Origin of the sequence: Mesorhizobium yinganensis (genome assembly GCF_040081985.1) — a bacterium.
Classification (GTDB): Bacteria; Pseudomonadota; Alphaproteobacteria; order Rhizobiales; family Rhizobiaceae; genus Kumtagia; species Kumtagia yinganensis.
The window spans coordinates 98,269-115,133 of sequence record NZ_JBEBMH010000010.1 but is presented as its reverse complement, the minus strand read 5'-3'; the positions used below and the strand labels follow the sequence as shown (position 1 = coordinate 115,133).

Below are 16,865 nucleotides of genomic sequence, written 5' to 3'. Positions count from 1 at the left end.
CCACGGCTTCCACACGAGCCCGTCACGATTGGATGGTGCGGGCCAGCGGAAGGAAGAAAAATGATCCAGAAAAATTGGCAGGAACTGATCAAGCCGAACAAGATCGAGTTCTCGTCGAAGGGCAAGACGCTGACGAGCCTCGTCGCCGAACCGCTTGAGCGCGGCTTCGGCCTGACGCTCGGCAACGCGCTGCGCCGCGTACTTTTGTCTTCGCTGCGTGGCGCCGCCGTTACCTCGGTGCAGATCGACGGCGTTCTGCATGAGTTCTCGTCGATCGCGGGCGTTCGCGAGGACGTTACCGACATCGTGCTGAACATCAAGGAAATCGCCATCAAGATGGAAGGCGACGGCCCGAAGCGCATGGTCGTGCGCAAGCAGGGGCCGGGCGCCGTTCTCGCTGGCGACATCCAGACGGTGGGCGACGTCGAGATCCTCAATCCCGACCATGTGATCTGCACGCTCGACGAGGGCGCCGAGATCCGCATGGAGTTCACCGTCGACACCGGCAAGGGCTACGTGCCGGCCGAGCGCAACCGCGCCGAGGACGCGCCGATCGGCCTTATCCCGGTCGACAGCCTGTACTCGCCGGTCAAGAAAGTGTCCTACAAGGTCGAGAACACCCGCGAGGGCCAGGTCCTCGACTACGACAAGCTGACCATGTCGATCGAGACCAACGGCTCGATCTCCGGCGAGGACGCCGTCGCTTTCGCGGCGCGCATCCTGCAGGACCAGCTTGGCCTGTTCGTCAATTTCGACGAGCCGCAGAAGGCAGCACCGGAAGAAGCAGTCACCGAACTGGCCTTCAACCCGGCGCTGCTCAAGAAGGTCGACGAGCTCGAGCTTTCGGTGCGTTCGGCCAACTGCCTGAAGAACGACAACATCGTCTATATCGGCGATCTGATCCAGAAGACGGAAGCCGAGATGCTGCGCACGCCGAATTTCGGCCGCAAGTCGCTCAACGAGATCAAGGAAGTTCTGGCCGCGATGGGTCTCCATCTCGGCATGGAGGTGGCCGACTGGCCGCCGGAGAACATCGAAGACCTCGCCAAGCGTTACGAAGACCAATACTGAACCTGAATAGAGCATGGTTCCGAGGACTTACGGTCCGACGGCCATGCGGAAAACCATCAGAGGCCGTGGCCTCTTGAAAAGATAGAAGGAAGACAGCCATGCGCCACGGTTTCAAAGGCCGTCGCTTCGCCCGCAGTGCAAGCCACCGCAGTGCCATGTTGGCCAATCTCGCCGTCTCGCTGATCGAGCACGAGCAGATCGTCACCACCCTGCCGAAGGCGAAGGACCTGCGTCCGATCGTCGAGAAGCTGGTGACGCTCGGCAAGCGCGGCGACCTGCACGCACGCCGTCAGGTGATTGCCCAGATCGGCAACGACAATGTGGTCAAGCGCCTGTTCGACACGATCGCGCCGCGTTATGCCACCCGCAACGGCGGCTACCTGCGCATCATGAAGGCGGGCTTCCGCCACGGTGACAATGCCGCGATGGCCGTGATCGAATTCGTCGACCGCGACACGTCGGCCAAGGGTGCCGCCGATCGCGCCCGCGTCGAGGCTGAAGCCGAGACCGCCGAAGCGGCGTAAGCCCCTTCTTCAGCGACCGAAACGTTTGGACCGGCGGGCCGAAAGGCTCGCCGGTTTTGTCGTATCCTCAAGGAACTTATCCCGGTCGCCGTGATTGCTGCAGAATCCCTGCACCGGTCGGACCGACGAACGACCAGATCGCGATCTATCTCTTTGCGCGGCGCCTCCGACGCAAGGGGATTTCATGCTGATCGGTCATCTGCCGCTTGGATACATCATCGGATCGACGCTGCGGCGCCGGTATGGGGTGGCGAGGGGCATTATTGCCGCTTCGCTTCTCGGCAGCATAGCGCCCGACATCGACATGCTCCGCTTCTATCTGATCGATTTCGGCAGATACAATCACCGCTATTATTTCACGCATTGGCCGTCCTTCTGGCTGGTCACGGCTGCGGCGACATTGCCGCTGATCCACAGGCTGCGCCGGTCATGGGTCCTGCCGGCGGTTGGTTTCTATCTCGGCGTGGCCTCGCATCTGGCGTCGGACACCGTGCAGGGACCCGTCCGCTGGTTCGCCCCTTTCAGCACCACGGCATACGAACTGGTGCGCATCCCCGCCAACTACGGTCACTGGATTTTGAGCGCGGTCGGATACTGGACCTTCTTGCTGGACTTGGTGGTCTGTTTCGCCGCGCTGATGCTTTGGCGGGCGGACAATTTCCCCGGCCAGAAGCAGTCAGACATCGACCGCACGGCATTTTGAACAGCAGGATCGGCGCTTGTCGTCAATGCCGCGTTGGATCGTTCCTCCCCGTCCCATTGGTGTCGCAATTTGCTGGGACACCAACGCCCGCTTCGGTGCCGGACGGGCTGGAGTGGTGTCCGTGGGAATCGGGAGTCGGGCCGATGTTGATCTTGACGCGCGTCGTTACCATGGTTCTGGTTGCGCTGGTGTCGGCGGCTTCGCTGGCGCCGGCCGAAGGTGGAGACGAATCGTTGCTCTACGAGGCAGCCGCGGCGGGTGACGTCCGCCAGGTGAAACGCCTCCTGGAGAGCGGGGCGAAGGTCGACATGCTCGATTCGGCGCGGCGGACGCCGTTACTGCTCGCCACCCACGCCAATCATGTCGAGGTGGCGCGCCTGCTCATCGAGGCGGGCGCGGACGTCAATGCCAAGGATGCGATCCAGGATACGCCGTTCCTCTATGCCGGCGCGGAGGGACGAAACGAGATTCTTCGGCTAATCCTTGCAACCGGCAAGGCCAATCTCAAGGACACCAACCGGTATGGCGGGGTCGCACTGATCCCTGCCGCCCATCATGGCCATCCCGAGACTGTCCGTATCCTGCTGGAAACCGGAATCGACGTGAACCACGTCAACGGCCTCGGCTGGACCGCGCTGATGGAGACCGTCATCCTTGGAAATGGCGGCCCCATCTACCAGGAGATAGCGCGGCAACTGATCGGCGCCGGGGCCAGGCAGGTTCCGGACCGTGACGGCGTCACGCCGCTCCAGCATGCGCGCTCCAAGGGATACGACAAGATTGCCGCCATCATCGAGACCAGCATGCAGGATGGATAGGCGTTCACCTCAAAACGCTGCTTCTGTTTGCATGGCGGTTTTTCTCCTGTAGTTTCCTGGGATTGGGGTTCATCGAGCGGCAGGCGCGGGCCTGCTGCTTGTTCTGTCTTGGGAGGGCTTCGGAGACATCATGCCGGAATACCGTATTCTCGAAACGGGGGACCCAGCCCCGTGGTTCACGCAGCGGTCGACATCCAACGAGAAGTTCCATTTCGACACGGCCGCGGGCCGCTACATCGTGCTGTGCTTCTTCGGCACGGCTGCCGATGAGATGGGGCGCTCGATGCTCAAGATCGTCGATGAGCGCCGTTCGCTTTTCGACGACGGGAAACTGGCCTTCTTCGGCGTCAGCCATGACCGCAACGACGAGGCTCAGGGCCGCATCAAGGAATCGCTGCCGGGTGTTCGTCATTTTTTCGATTTCGACGGGCAGATCGGCCAGCGTTATGGCAGCCTTCCGGTCGACAGCGTTTCCGGCCAGGTGGCAATCCGCCGCTTCTGGATGGTGCTCGACCCGACCATGCGTGTGCGCGCCATCTTGCCGGCGCTTGCCGACGGCGCCGAACGCGCCCAGCTTGGCGCCTATCTGGATGCCTTGCCGCCGGTCGAATCCTTCCCCGGTTTCTCCGTGCAAGCGCCGATCATCGTTTTACCCAACGTGTTCGAGCCGGTTTTCTGTCAGCAGTTGATCGACCTCTACGAGGCGGCAGGCGGAACGGATTCCGGCTTCATGCGCGAGGTCAACGGCAAGACCGTGGAGGTCGTCGACGCGCGCCACAAGCGCCGCGCCGACTACACGATCGAGGATGAGAAGCTGAAGCTTACATTGCGGCAGAAAATCATCCGCCGCATCGTTCCCGAGATCCAGAAGGTGCACCAGTACACGGTGACGCGCATGGAGCGCTATATCGTCGCCTGCTACGACAGCGCCAATGGCGGGCATTTTCGCGCGCATCGCGACAACACCACGAAGGGCACCGCGCACCGCCGTTTCGCGGTGTCGATCAACCTCAATTCGGATTTCGACGGCGGCGAGGTGAGTTTTCCCGAATACGGACCGCGCTCGTTCAAGCCGCCGCCCGGTGGCGCGGTGGTCTTCTCCTGTTCGCTGCTTCACGCCGTCTCGCCGGTCACGCGCGGAAAACGCTATGCGTTCCTTCCGTTCCTCTACGACGACGCGGCCGCGGCGGTCCGTGAGGCCAACAACAAATATCTCGACGAGAGCGTCGGCAATTATGTGAAAGTCTGAGGACCGGCGGGCGGCCGACATTGCTGCCCGCCGCATAGACATGCCTTTCAATTTACACAATCTTCGGGTCTATGTCAGGCCGTTCCTCTGGAGGATTCGCATGGTTCCGAAAGGCTGGATGGCCATTCTGGCTTCCGCTTTGCTTCTGCTTGCCACGTCTGCCTGGGCGCAGGACAAGCCCGCGCCCGACAAGCCGGCAGAGCCCGGCCTGAAGGACATCCTGACCGATCTTCTCGAAAGCATGGAGGAGCCTCCTCCACCTCCCGCGCCTCCCGGCCGCCGCTTGCCTTTTGGCCGGGCGGAGATCCAGCTTTCCTTCGCGCCGCTGGTGAAGGAAACCGCGCCGGCGGTGGTCAATGTCTATGCCTCCAAGCAGGCGAGGGCGCGTTCGCCTTTCGAGGGCGACCCCTTCTTCGAGCGTTTCTTCGGTGGTGGTGGCCCGCCGCGCGCGCAGGCGGCCCTGGGTTCCGGCGTGCTCGTCGACAAGAGCGGTATCGTGGTGACCAACTATCACGTCATCCGCGACGCGGACGAGGTCAAGGTCGCCACCTCCGACGGCCGCGAGTTCGAAAGCAAGGTGCTGCTCAAGGACGAATCCATCGACCTTGCGGTGCTCAAGATCGAGGGTGACGCGGACTTTCCGCTGATTCCGATCGGCGATTCCGACGCGCTGGAGATCGGCGACCTGGTGCTTGCCATCGGCAACCCTTTCGGCGTCGGCCAGACGACCACCAGCGGCATCGTCTCGGCGCTCGCCCGCTCGCATATCGGCGTCTCGGATTTCGGCTTTTTCATCCAGACCGACGCCGCGATCAATCCCGGCAATTCGGGCGGCGCGCTGATTAACATGAGCGGCCAACTAGTCGGCATCAACACGGCGATCTTCAGCCGCTCCGGTGGATCGATCGGCATCGGCTTCGCCATCCCGTCGAACATCGTGCGCGCCGTGGTGAACGCCGCCAAGAACGGGCAGGACTTCTTCGAACGTCCCTTCATCGGCGCGACCTTCGAGCCGGTCACCGCCCAGATCGCCGAATCGCTCGGCATGAAGCTGCCGACCGGCGCGCTGGTTTCCGACGTGGCCGAGGGCGGCCCGGCAGCCAAAGCCGGCCTGAAGCCGGGCGACGTGGTGCTCGCCATGAACGACATCGCCATCGAGCATGTCGACGCGCTGGGTTACCGGCTGGCCACACAGCCGATCGGCGGCAAGGCCACTCTCAAGATCCTCAGCAAGGGCGAGGAAAAGACCATCGAGATCAGCCTGGAGCGCGCACCCGAGGGCGCTTCCAACGAAACGGTGAAGATCGACGGCCGCAGCCCCTTCGCCGGGGCCGAGGTGACCGCTCTTTCGCCCCGGCTGGCGCAGCGTCTCGGGATGCGCACCGACGTTAGCGGCATCATCGTCACCGATATCGGCCGTAATTCGCCCGCCGCGGGATTCGGCTTCCGCCCCGGCGACATCGTCCGCGAGGTCAATGGCGAGGACATCACCAGTGCCGCGCAGCTTGCCGAGATCGCGGGCCAGAATACCCGGTGGTGGCGCTTCACCGTCGAGCGCGACGGTAAACTGCTGCGCCAGGTTCTTCGATACTGATGAGCGACCTCTTCGCTCAGGACAAGCCGCAGCGGCCGGAAAAAGGCCGGCCGCTGGCGGATCGGCTGCGTCCGAAGAGCCTGAGCGAAGTCGTCGGCCAGGATCATCTTACCGGCCCGGACGGCGCGTTGACGCGCATGATCCGCTCGGGCTCGCTCGGCTCGATGATCTTCTGGGGGCCGCCGGGCACGGGCAAGACCACCGTGGCTCGCCTGCTCGCCGGCGAGACGAACCTGGCCTTCGAACAGATTTCGGCGATCTTTTCCGGCGTCGCGGACCTGAAGAAGGTATTCGAGACGGCGCGCCTGCGCCGTACCAACGGGCGCCAGACGCTGCTGTTCGTCGATGAGATCCATCGCTTCAACCGGGCCCAACAGGATTCCTTCCTGCCGGTCATGGAGGATGGCACCGTCATCCTCGTCGGCGCCACGACCGAAAATCCGTCCTTTGAACTCAACGCGGCGCTTTTGTCCCGCGCCCGCGTCCTTGTGTTTCATACGCTGGACGAAGGCAGCATCGAACTGCTGTTGCAACGCGCGGAGGAGACAGAAAGTAAAAAACTGCCGCTCGACGAAGAGGCGAGGGCGGTGCTTCTGCGTTTGGCCGACGGCGACGGCCGCGCCGCCCTGACGCTTGCCGAAGAGGTCTGGCGGGCCGCGCGGCCGCAGGAAGTCTTCGATGCCGAGGGGATTCAGCGCGTCGTGCAGCGGCGCGCGCCGGTCTACGACAAGAGCCAGGACGGCCACTACAATTTGATCTCCGCCTTGCACAAATCCGTGCGCGGCTCCGATCCCGACGCCGCGCTCTATTATCTGGCGCGCATGTTCGATGCCGGCGAGGACCCGCTTTATCTCGGCAGGCGACTGGTGCGGATGGCGGTCGAGGACATCGGCATGGCCGACCCGCAGGCGCTGGTGATCGCCAATGCTGCGAAGGACGCTTACGACTATCTCGGTTCGCCGGAGGGGGAACTGGCGCTGGCGCAGGCCGCGATCTACATGGCGACCGCGCCGAAATCCAACGCCACCTATACCGCGTTCAAAGCCGCGACCCGCGCCGCCAAGGAATTCGGCTCGCTGCTGCCGCCCAAGACGATCCTCAACGCGCCGACCAAGCTTATGAAGGAAGAGAGCTACGGCGCCGGCTATCGCTACGACCATGACGAGCCGGATGCGTTTTCCGGCCAGGATTATTTCCCCGAGAAGATAGGCCGGCAGCAATTCTACGATCCGCCGGATCGCGGTTTCGAGCGGGAGATCCGCAAGCGGCTGGACTATTGGGCGAAGCTCAGGGCGGAACGGTCGGCCGGCGGCTGAACGCCAGCCTTGAACACCTCATATCCGCCTGATCGGGCGCAGCCGGAAGCTCATTGTCGGCGGCCGGTTTGAAACTGCTTTAAATTTTCCGGCCGGTTTAGCGTCTTGCACTTTAGGGTCGCAACCCCGATCATGATGGCGATAGGGAGGAGTTGAGACATCCGCCGCCGGCGCGAGCCACCGGATGTTCTGGACCACGCGATGCGCCTGTGACGGCGACACGCGGTCTGCGCGTTGACCAACATCAGTACCGATTTCAGGTGGGTGGCCCTTGGCCGTCCGCTCGTTGAAGCGCGTCAACTCGTCCCCGTCGATCTGAAATCGCACCGCCGTCGCGGCCGCCCGCGCGGAGAAGGGGAATGGAAAAATGCTGGAAAGGCTTTTCAAGCTCGGCAAGCACGACACCACGGTCCGCACCGAGGTGATTGCCGGACTGACGACATTCCTGACAATGTCCTACATCATCTTCGTCAACCCCGACATCCTGTCGTCGACCGGCATGGACCGCAACGCGGTGTTCGTGGCGACATGTCTCGCCGCCGCGCTGGGGTCTCTGGTGATGGGACTGGTTGCCAACTGGCCGATCGGCATGGCGCCGGGCATGGGGCTCAATGCCTTCTTCGCCTTTACGGTGGTGGCCGTCATGGGCTTCACCTGGCAGCAGGCGCTGGGCGCGGTGTTCATCTCCGGCGTGATCTTTTTCATCCTCACCATCACCGGCGTGCGCTCCTGGCTGATCGCCGGCATACCGCAATCTCTGCGGGCGGCGATCGCGGCGGGCATCGGCCTCTTCCTCGGCATCATCGCGCTGAAGAACGCCGGCATCGTCGTCGACAATCCGGCGACGCTGGTCGGGCTGGGCAACCTGCACGAGCCGGGCGTGCTGCTGGCCATCCTCGGCTTCTTCGTCATCGCGGGTCTGGACGCGCTCAAGGTGCGCGGCTCGATCCTGATCGGCATTCTCGTCGTCACGATATTGTCGATCCTGTTCGGCCTGAGCCCGTTCCAGGGCATCGTCTCGGCGCCGCCGAGCCTTGCGCCGACCTTTCTGCAACTCGACCTGATGGGGGCCCTGCATGTCGGCATCGTGCAGGTGGTCCTGGTGTTCGTGCTGGTCGAGGTGTTCGACGCCACCGGTACGCTGATCGGCGTCGCCAAGCGGGCAGGGCTGATCGAGCCGGGAAGGCCCAGCAATCTCGGCAAGGCGCTGTTCGCCGATTCCACCGCGATCGTCGCCGGCTCGATGCTCGGCACGTCCAGCACCACCGCCTATGTCGAGAGCGCGTCGGGCGTGCAGGCCGGTGGCCGCACGGGCCTGACCGCGGTGGTTATCGCCCTGCTGTTCCTCGCCGCGCTGTTCATCTCGCCGCTGGCCGGATCAGTGCCGGCCTATGCGACCGCGCCGGCATTGCTCTACGTCGCCGGGCTGATGATGCACGAGCTGGTCGACATCGACTGGAGCGACGTGACCGAATCGACGCCGGCCGCGCTGACGGCGCTCGCCATGCCGTTCACCTACTCGATCGCCAACGGCCTTGCCTTCGGTTTCATCAGCTACGTCGTGTTGAAGGCGGTGACCGGCAAGGCGCGCATGGTGCATCCGGCGACCTGGCTGGTCGCGGTGCTTTTCATCATCCGCTTCGCCTTCTTCTCCGAGTGACCGGGAGGCATTCGTTCGCAACATGACTGTGGGCCGGCGCTGGAAAGGTCCGCCGGCCTGCGCCATGATCGGGATATGTCCAAACGGCAAACCAGGCTCGATGACGTCCGTACCCATTACGCCAGGCAGATGGCGGCGATGAGCGGGTCACGCGATCCGCGCATCGAGCGGGCTTTCGATCTGGTCCCGCGCGAAGCCTTTCTGCCTCCCGGGCCCTGGCAGGTGGTGGTGAACAACCAACGCATCCCGACGCCGACCGCCGACCCGGCCTTCCTCTACCAGAACGTGCTGGTCGCGATCGACCGGGACAAGGGCATCAACAATGGCGAGCCGTTCCTGCACGCCGCCTGGATCGGCGCCGTCGCGCCGCAGCCCGGCGAAACCGTCACGCAGATCGGCGCGGGCGGCGGCTATTACACGGCCGTGCTTGCCGTACTGGTCCTGCCGGACGGAACGGTGACGGGCTTCGAGATCGACGCCGACCTGGCGGCCGATGCGGCGGCAAACCTGAAACCGTTCGACAATGCGACCATCATCGCGGTGGACGCGGTGACGTCCGCCTTCTCGCCCTCGGACATCATCTACGTTAATGCCGGCGTCGTCGCGCCACCGCTGCACTGGCTAAAAGCGTTGAAGCCTGGCGGGCGCATCGTCTTCCCTTGGCGACCGGCTGAGAATATCGGCGTGGCGGTGCTCGCCAGGCGGGCGAAGCGGGGTTTTTCCGCCCGCGTCCTCAGTTCGGCGTGGTTCATCCCTTGCGCCGGCGCCTCCGACTATCACGTCACCCGCCGGCAGCCGACGCCTGCGGAGGCGAGGCACATCAAGTCGATTTTTTTGGCCCAAGAACGCCCGCCCGATGAGACCGCGGTGGCGGTCTATCCCGATCTCTGGTTTTCGAGTGCGAATTTGACCTGAGCTGGCGAGGCGGATTCACGCGGCAGCTACGCTGGATGACGCCGCCGGATTCGGCTAGGAGAGCGGGATGCAGAATGTTCTCCTCGTCGCAGTCGGCGGCGGCATCGGCGCCGCGTTGCGTCATCTGGTCAACATGGGGGCCATGCGGCTCGGAACCTCGTTTCCATGGGGCACGCTCGCCATCAACATCGTCGGCTGCTTCATCATGGGCGTCTTCATCGAGGTGCTGGCAAGGCGCTTCAACGCTTCTAACGAACTCCGCCTCTTCTTCGCCACCGGCATTCTTGGCGGCTTCACCACGTTTTCGGCATTTTCGCTGGATTTCGCCCTGCTTTGGGAGCGCGGAGCGATGGGATCGGCCGCCTTCTATGCCGCGGCCAGCCTGCTTGGCACTCTTGTTGCCGTCTTTCTGGGTCTTTGGCTCGCAAGAAGCTTCGCATGATGCTATTGCGCCGGTCCCAAAGGAACGCGCGCAATGGCAGGTGTTGAACAGATCAAGGTCGAGGACGGCGAGGCGGGCATGCGGCTCGACCGCTGGTTCAAGGCGCACTATCCCGGTCTCGGCTTCGGCCATCTGCAAAAACTGCTGCGCTCCGGTCAGGTGCGCGTCGATGGCGCGCGCGCGAAATCCGACACGCGCGTCGAACCTGGGCAGACCGTTCGCGTCCCGCCGCTGGAGGTGGACAAGAAGGGTGCGCCTCTGACGCAGAAGACTCTTCGCGGGGTGGACGACGCCGAAGCGCTGTCGCGCATGATCCTGTTCGAGGACGATAAGGTTCTGGTGTTCGACAAGCCCTCCGGCCTTGCCGTGCAGGGCGGTTCGGGCGTGACGCGCAGCGTCGATTCCATGCTGGAGGCGTTTCGCAACAAGAAGGGCGAGAAACCGAGGCTGGTGCACAGGCTGGACCGCGACACGTCGGGCGTGCTGGTGGTGGCGCGCACGCGGCTGGCGGCGATGAAGCTGGCGGAAGCGTTTCGCGGCCGCGATGCCAAGAAGACGTACTGGGCGCTGGTCAAAGGCGTGCCGAGGAAGCGCGAGGACAAGATTTCCACCTGGCTGGTCAAGGAACCTTCGCTCGACGGCGACCGCATGCGGGTCGCTGAGCATGGCGAGGAGGGGGCCGATCATGCGGTGTCCTACTACCGCGTGGTCGAGCAAGCCGGCCAGAATCTGTCCTGGCTGGAGATGGAGCCGCATACGGGCCGCACCCACCAGCTGCGCGTGCACGCCGCCTATATCGGCTGCCCGATCATCGGCGATCCGAAATATTTCGAGGCCGATACCAATTGGGAGTTTCCCGGCGGCATCCAGAACCGGCTGCATCTGCATGCCCGGCGGATCGTGATACCGCATCCCGGCGGCGGAAAGATCGACGTGACCGCGCCGCTGCCGCCGCACATGCGCCAGAGCTGGGCGCTGCTCGGCTTCGACGAGGCGAGCGCCGAGGAAGAGGCGTGACCGCCGCCACGCTGGACCGCCGCGATGCCATCGACACGGCGGCGGTGGTCATCATGCTCGGCCTGACTTTTTGCTGGGGCCTGAACGGCGTCGCCGCGAAACTGTCGAATGCCGGCTACAATCCGGTGCTGTTGACCGTCCTGCGCTCGGCAATCGCCGCGGCGCTCGTCTTCGGCTGGTGTTGGTGGCGCCGCATCCCGCTGTTCGAGCGCGACGGCACGCTATGGCCTGGCATCGCCGCCGGCATGCTTTTCGGTGCCGAGTTCCTGCTGATCTTCGTCGGTCTCGACTACACCACGCTGGCGCGCAACACGCTGATGGTCAACGCCATGCCGTTCTGGGTGCTGCTCGGCGCGCATTTCCTGTTGGGCGAGCGCATGTCGATGCGCAAGCTGGCAGGCCTCCTGCTGGCTTTCGGCGGGGTTGCTCTGGTGTTCTCCGACAAGCTCAGTCTGCCCGGCCCGGATGCCATCTGGGGCGACCTGATGAGCCTCGCCGCGGGCATATGCTGGGCGGCGACGACGCTGGTGATCAAGGGCACGCGGCTGGTGCGCGCCAGCGCCGAAAAGCTCTTGATGTACCAGCTTGCGGTCTCGGCAATCGTCATCCTGCCGCTTCTGCCCTTTGCCGGGCCGATGCTGCGCGACGTCACTGTCCTGCCGACCGCCGCTTTGCTGTTCCAGGCGATTTTCGTGGTCGCCTTCACCTATGTCGTCTGGTTCTGGCTGATGCGGCGCTACCCGGCGTCCGGCCTGACGAGTTTTACCTTCCTGACGCCGGCCTTCGCGGTGCTGATGGGCGGCATCCTGCTCGGCGAGCCGCTGTCGATCCGCATTTTCCTGGCGCTCGGCCTCATCGGCGTGGGTCTGGTGCTCGTCAACCGGCCGGCGAGGAGCCGAGCGTGACCCATCTCGTCCTATTCGACTGCGACGGCACGCTGGTCGACAGCGCCGCCGTCATTCACGCCTGCATGGAGCGCGCCTTCGCCGAAGCCGGTCTGGCGCTGCCCGATCTCGCGGCGACCAAGAGCGTCATCGGCCTGACGTTGAACCTCGCAATCGCGCAGATGCTGGGCCGCGAGGTCGACCCGGCCATCGATACGCTGGCCGAGCGCTACAAGCATCATTTCCACGCCATGCGCGGCGAGGCTGATTTTTCGGAGCCGCTTTTTCCGGGCATAGCCGGACTTATCGCTGGGCTCGCGAAGCGCGACGACATCCTTGTCGGCATGGTGACGGGAAAATCGCGGCGCGGCGTGCAGGCGGTGTTTTCCACGCACGGCTTCGGCGAGACGTTTCTGGTGGTGCGCACCGCCGAGGATTGCCCGTCGAAGCCGCATCCGGCCATGGTGCTGGAATGCTGCGCCTTCGCAGGTGTCGATCCGGCCTCGACGTTCGTGGTCGGCGACGCCATCTATGACATGCAGATGGCGAGATCGGCGGGTGCCCGCGCCATCGGCGTCGGCTGGGGTTACCACGATGCCGAGGCGCTGATGTCGTCCGGCGCGGAACGTGTCCTGCGCGATCCCGCCGAACTGATTCCTCTGCTGCTGGCCTGAAGGATCTTCGATGCGCGATATTCTGAACGACCTCGACGCCACCCGTCATCTGTCCGACCCTGATCCGGTGCGGCGTGCCCAGATCCAGATGAAGACGCCGCTGCCGAAGCGGTTTTATCAGGCCGTGACGATCGAGCCGGGTTCGGTAGGGCAGGTGGTCAAACTTGACGGCAAGATCGCGCGCACGCCGGCGCGGGCGCCGATCGAACTGCCGACCGAAGCCGCGGCGCGGCTCGTGGCGGAAGAATTCGACGCGCAGCGGGAAGTCATGGACCCTGTCACGATGCCGGTGATGCGGCTTGCCAACACCTCGATAGACGGGGTCGCGCGCGAGGCCGACGCCGTACTGGAGGACATTCTGCGTTTTGCCTCCTCCGACCTGCTCTGCTACCGGGCCGACGCGCCCGAGGGGCTGGTGCAGCGCCAGAACGAAGCCTGGGACGGCGTGCTCGACTGGGCGCGCTCGGCACTGGGCGCGCGGCTCAACCTGGCGGAAGGGGTCATCCATGTCGAGCAGCCGCGCGAGGCAATCGCCGCCATCGGCCTGCACCTGCGCGGCCGCGCCGATCCGTTCCGCCTGGCAGCCCTGCATCTCATGACGTCGTTGACCGGATCGGCGCTGCTGGCGCTGGCGGTGGATGCGGGCGAACTCGACGCGGAGACCGCATGGGCCGCCGCCCATGTCGACGAGGACTGGCAGACCGAACATTGGGGCCAGGATTCGGAAGCGATGGCCCGCCGCGCCGCCCGCCGCCGCGACATGTTTGCTGCAGCGCGGCTGATCAAAGCGCTCGACTGACCGAAGCCCTCAAGCAACTTTGTCGATATAGCTGCCACGCGTCGGATTTTCACGACGTCGGCTGAACGCAGACAAACGATGGGGGGCAAGCTTGCGGCAGGTAACTGCCGGCAGGTCGAGCCTTACCGCTTGGCGTCCCGCTCTTCCTGGACGGCGGCCTGATGATACCAGGCGTCGAAGGCGAGGCTGACAGCACGCGGCATGATGACGACTCGAGCCGAATTCGGCTGCGAGGCTTTCGGACTTGCTACCGCTCGGCCACCCTTCGTGGGAAAGGTAAAGATCTTGGCAGTTTCGCGCGGGCTGGTCGTCGTCATGGCGGTATTTCCTGCGTTCTTCCCCGTCTAGACATATTGCGTGTGAGACTATATAGGCTCTGCAAACGAATTAGGCAATATGCATTTATACAGTTCGCGGATTGCCTATTTTTTGAACTTTATCTACTTCTGCTCATCTTGTTGCCAGATATCGCCTCAGTCGAGGCGTCGCGTCATTCAGCGCAACGTTCCTGAGACGGCGAAGTTCCCGGCTGTCGTCGCGCGGCAGCCTGCCTCTCGTCTTTCGAAACCGAGCGCCGCCGCGGCGCTACGCCGCGCTTTTTCCGATTTCGTGGGCTGTCCGGGCGACTGGCACATTAATTGCTTTTTAATCACGCGGGATCCGGTCCATCTGGCCGGACGCCTTTGGCTGCGCCGCCCAGGCTGGCGCATCGGTTCAGAGAGGCCCGAATGACGAAATACAAACTCGAATATATTTGGCTCGACGGCTACGTGCCGACGCCCAGCCTGCGCGGCAAGACGCAGATCAAGGAATTCGCCGAATTCCCGACGCTCGAGCAACTGCCGCTGTGGGGTTTTGACGGCTCGTCGACCATGCAGGCCGAAGGCCACAGCTCGGATTGCGTGCTGAAGCCCGTCGCCATCTACCCCGACCCGGCCCGCACCAATGGCGCGCTGGTCATGTGCGAAGTGATGATGCCGGACGGCGTCACCCCGCATTCGTCCAACAAGCGCGCCACCATCCTCGACGACGAGGACGCCTGGTTCGGCTTCGAGCAGGAGTATTTCTTCTACAAGGACGGCCGCCCACTCGGCTTCCCGACCACCGGCTATCCGGCGCCGCAGGGCCCGTATTACACCGGCGTCGGCTACAGCAACGTCGGCGACATCGCCCGCCAGCTCGTCGAGGAGCATCTCGACCTCTGCCTGGCCGCCGGAATCAACCACGAAGGCATCAATGCCGAGGTGGCGAAAGGCCAGTGGGAGTTCCAGATTTTCGGCAAGGGCTCCAAGAAGGCCGCCGACCAGATCTGGATGGCGCGCTACCTGCTGCTGCGTCTGTGCGAGAAGTACGGCATCGACATCGAGTTCCACTGCAAGCCGCTTGGCGACACCGACTGGAACGGCTCGGGCATGCATTGCAACTTCTCGACCAAATATATGCGTGAAGTGGGCGGCAAGGCCTATTTCGAGGCGCTGATGGCGGCCTTCGACAAGAACCTGATGGATCACATTGCCGTCTATGGCCCGGACAACGACAAGCGCCTGACCGGCAAGCACGAGACCGCGCCGTGGAACAAGTTCTCCTACGGCGTGGCCGACCGCGGCGCCTCCATCCGCGTGCCGCATTCCTTCGTCAACAACGGCTACAAGGGCTATCTCGAGGATCGCCGCCCGAACTCGCAGGGCGACCCCTACCAGATCGCCAGCCAGGTGCTGAAGACGATCTCGGAAGTACCGCTCGACGTGGCCAAAAAGGCTGCCGCGTAAGTTTTAGCGATCGCTGCTAAGAAAAAGCCCGGCGGAGCGATCCGCCGGGCTTTTTGCGCACACGATCCGGATTGATCTTCCGGTCGTCCGCGCTCGATCCCGGCGAGAACGAACGCGTTGAGCCGGAGAATGCCGTTGTAAACGGAGGTGTTTTGACGGACTTTGGATTGGCCGGCGAGCCGGTCCGGGCGGGAGATCAAAGGGAGGCTGCGGAAGGAGGCACGACGCCCGGTTGTTGTAGGCACGAGGCGCGCCGATTGCGGCAAGGTCTTGCAATCCAGATATCCGTCACCCAGGGTGACGCCAGTTCAGGGAGGAGACGATGGGACTTTCACGACGCGCATTCATGGCATCCACGGGAGCGGCGCTGGCCGCGCCGGCACTGCTCAGGTCGCGCCCGGCCCTTGCCCAGGAGACGGTGACGCTCAAGCTGCACCATTTCCTCTCGCCTGTGTCCAACGTCCATGCCAAGCTGCTGATGCCGTGGACGAAGACAATCGAAGAGCAAAGCCGGGGCAGGCTGAAAATCGAGATTTTTCCGGCTATGCAACTCGGCGGCAAGCCGCCGCAGCTTTATGATCAGGCGGCCAACGGCGTCGTCGACATCGTCTGGACCTTGCCCGGCTACACGCCGGGGCGATTTTCCTCAACGGAAGTGTTCGAACTGCCCTTCATCGCAGCCCAGAAAGCGACGGCGAATGCACCGGCCGCCCAGGAGTATGGTGAGTCCCACCTGGCCAAGGAGACGGCCGATACAAAGATCCTGTGCTTCTGGGCGCACGATCAGGGGTTGATCCACACCAACAAGCCGATCGCCAAGATGGAGGACCTCGCCGGGCTGAAGCTGCGCAACCCGACACGACTGGCCGGTGAGGCGCTGACGGCGCTTGGCGCCACTTCTGTCGGTATGCCGGTGCCGCAGGTTCCGGAAGCGCTGGCGCAGCGGGCGATCGACGGCTGCGTCATCCCCTGGGAAGTGGTGCCCTCGATCAAGGTCGACGAGCTGACAAAATTCCACACCGAGATTCCCGGCTCGCCGACGCTCTATACGGCAACCTTCTTCCTCGCCATGAACAAGGCAAGCTACGAGAGACTGCCGGACGATCTGCGGGCGGTGCTGGACGAGAACAGCGGCATGACCTTCGCCAATCTCGCCGGCACGATGTGGGACACGGTGGGCGCCCAAGTGCGGGCCAAGGTCGAGGCAGAGGGCAAGGGCACGGTCAGCGTCATCTCCGACGAGGAGAAGGCCCGCTGGGTGGAGGTGACGAAACCGGTCCACGCCAAATGGATCGAGGACGTCAAGGCCAAGGGTTTGGATGGTGAGGCGCTGATCGCGTCGGCGCAGGAGCTGATCGCCAAATACTCCAAGGCGTGAGTGCCGTCCCGGCGCTGTTTCGCCGCGAGTCCTCAGCTTTTCCGGAGTAGCC

The 16,865-nt window shown here is 63.9% G+C and carries 18 protein-coding genes; 16 read left to right on the top strand and 2 right to left on the bottom strand.

The genetic code is table 11. The features are described from left to right. Positions 1 to 60: 60 nt before the first annotated feature. The 7 genes from ABMA59_RS19135 to ABMA59_RS19105 all read left to right on the top strand — a co-directional run bounded on the left by ABMA59_RS19135 (position 61) and on the right by ABMA59_RS19105 (position 7,275). On the top strand, positions 61 to 1,071 hold the full coding sequence (locus ABMA59_RS19135; protein ID WP_349006976.1) for a DNA-directed RNA polymerase subunit alpha: 1,011 nt from the start codon (positions 61 to 63) through the stop codon (positions 1,069 to 1,071). Positions 1,072 to 1,169: 98 nt separating this feature from the next. Beyond that, the gene (gene rplQ / locus ABMA59_RS19130; protein ID WP_349006975.1) at positions 1,170 to 1,595 is read left to right on the top strand and encodes a 50S ribosomal protein L17; all 426 of its coding nucleotides are present in this window, start codon (positions 1,170 to 1,172) and stop codon (positions 1,593 to 1,595) included. 184 nt (positions 1,596 to 1,779) lie between these two features. After that, positions 1,780 to 2,298 carry a metal-dependent hydrolase gene (locus ABMA59_RS19125; protein ID WP_349006974.1) on the top strand — a complete coding sequence of 173 codons (519 nt, stop codon included), beginning with the start codon at positions 1,780 to 1,782 and terminating at the stop codon, positions 2,296 to 2,298. Between the two features lie 143 nt (positions 2,299 to 2,441). Further along, positions 2,442 to 3,116, top strand: coding sequence for an ankyrin repeat domain-containing protein (locus tag ABMA59_RS19120; protein WP_349006973.1), 675 nt, complete (start codon positions 2,442 to 2,444; stop codon positions 3,114 to 3,116). A gap of 130 nt (positions 3,117 to 3,246) precedes the next feature. Continuing rightward, on the top strand, positions 3,247 to 4,365 hold the full coding sequence (locus tag ABMA59_RS19115; RefSeq protein WP_349006972.1) for a 2OG-Fe(II) oxygenase: 1,119 nt from the start codon (positions 3,247 to 3,249) through the stop codon (positions 4,363 to 4,365). A 100-nt stretch (positions 4,366 to 4,465) separates the two neighbouring features. Next, entirely contained in the window at positions 4,466 to 5,959 is a 1,494-nt protein-coding gene (locus tag ABMA59_RS19110; protein WP_349006971.1) for a DegQ family serine endoprotease, read from the top strand. Further along, positions 5,959 to 7,275 carry a replication-associated recombination protein A gene (locus ABMA59_RS19105; protein ID WP_349006970.1) on the top strand — a complete coding sequence of 439 codons (1,317 nt, stop codon included), beginning with the start codon at positions 5,959 to 5,961 and terminating at the stop codon, positions 7,273 to 7,275. Before ABMA59_RS19110 ends, ABMA59_RS19105 begins: the two co-directional genes overlap by 1 nt. A gap of 18 nt (positions 7,276 to 7,293) precedes the next feature. Here ABMA59_RS19105 and ABMA59_RS19100 read toward each other — a convergent pair whose 3' ends face one another. After that, positions 7,294 to 7,671 (bottom strand): hypothetical protein, encoded by a 378-nt coding sequence (locus ABMA59_RS19100; RefSeq protein ID WP_349006969.1) that lies wholly within the window; start codon positions 7,669 to 7,671, stop codon positions 7,294 to 7,296. Here ABMA59_RS19100 and ABMA59_RS19095 point away from each other — a divergent pair. The 7 genes from ABMA59_RS19095 to ABMA59_RS19065 all read left to right on the top strand — a co-directional run bounded on the left by ABMA59_RS19095 (position 7,643) and on the right by ABMA59_RS19065 (position 13,666). Then, positions 7,643 to 8,935: an NCS2 family permease gene (locus tag ABMA59_RS19095; protein WP_349006968.1), complete on the top strand. Its 1,293-nt coding sequence runs from the start codon at positions 7,643 to 7,645 to the stop codon at positions 8,933 to 8,935. The genes ABMA59_RS19100 and ABMA59_RS19095 overlap by 29 nt on opposite strands. 75 nt (positions 8,936 to 9,010) lie before the next feature. Further along, the gene (locus tag ABMA59_RS19090) at positions 9,011 to 9,850 is read left to right on the top strand and encodes a protein-L-isoaspartate O-methyltransferase family protein (protein ID WP_349006967.1); all 840 of its coding nucleotides are present in this window, start codon (positions 9,011 to 9,013) and stop codon (positions 9,848 to 9,850) included. Positions 9,851 to 9,917: 67 nt separating this feature from the next. Further along, complete coding sequence (gene crcB, locus ABMA59_RS19085) at positions 9,918 to 10,292, top strand: fluoride efflux transporter CrcB (RefSeq protein WP_349006966.1); 375 nt, start codon at positions 9,918 to 9,920, stop codon at positions 10,290 to 10,292. Between the two features lie 33 nt (positions 10,293 to 10,325). Continuing rightward, the gene (locus ABMA59_RS19080; protein ID WP_349006965.1) at positions 10,326 to 11,309 is read left to right on the top strand and encodes an RluA family pseudouridine synthase; all 984 of its coding nucleotides are present in this window, start codon (positions 10,326 to 10,328) and stop codon (positions 11,307 to 11,309) included. After that, entirely contained in the window at positions 11,306 to 12,214 is a 909-nt protein-coding gene (locus tag ABMA59_RS19075; protein ID WP_349006964.1) for a DMT family transporter, read from the top strand. The genes ABMA59_RS19080 and ABMA59_RS19075 overlap by 4 nt, the downstream gene beginning before the upstream one ends. Next, positions 12,211 to 12,867, top strand: a complete 657-nt coding sequence (locus ABMA59_RS19070; protein WP_349006963.1) for an HAD-IA family hydrolase — start codon at positions 12,211 to 12,213, stop codon at positions 12,865 to 12,867. The genes ABMA59_RS19075 and ABMA59_RS19070 overlap by 4 nt, the downstream gene beginning before the upstream one ends. Positions 12,868 to 12,877: 10 nt before the next feature. Then, positions 12,878 to 13,666 carry an ATP12 family chaperone protein gene (locus ABMA59_RS19065; RefSeq protein ID WP_349006962.1) on the top strand — a complete coding sequence of 263 codons (789 nt, stop codon included), beginning with the start codon at positions 12,878 to 12,880 and terminating at the stop codon, positions 13,664 to 13,666. A gap of 122 nt (positions 13,667 to 13,788) precedes the next feature. On the opposite strand, the gene ABMA59_RS19060 is transcribed toward ABMA59_RS19065, so the two are convergent. Further along, positions 13,789 to 13,983, bottom strand: a complete 195-nt coding sequence (locus ABMA59_RS19060) for a DUF2735 domain-containing protein (protein WP_349006961.1) — start codon at positions 13,981 to 13,983, stop codon at positions 13,789 to 13,791. 411 nt (positions 13,984 to 14,394) lie between these two features. On the opposite strand from ABMA59_RS19060, the gene ABMA59_RS19055 reads away from it, so the two are divergent. Both ABMA59_RS19055 and ABMA59_RS19050 read left to right on the top strand, forming a co-directional pair. Beyond that, positions 14,395 to 15,435: a glutamine synthetase beta-grasp domain-containing protein gene (locus ABMA59_RS19055; RefSeq protein ID WP_349006960.1), complete on the top strand. Its 1,041-nt coding sequence runs from the start codon at positions 14,395 to 14,397 to the stop codon at positions 15,433 to 15,435. A 322-nt stretch (positions 15,436 to 15,757) separates the two neighbouring features. Then, entirely contained in the window at positions 15,758 to 16,813 is a 1,056-nt protein-coding gene (locus ABMA59_RS19050) for a TRAP transporter substrate-binding protein (RefSeq protein WP_349006959.1), read from the top strand. Positions 16,814 to 16,865 lie beyond the last annotated feature (52 nt).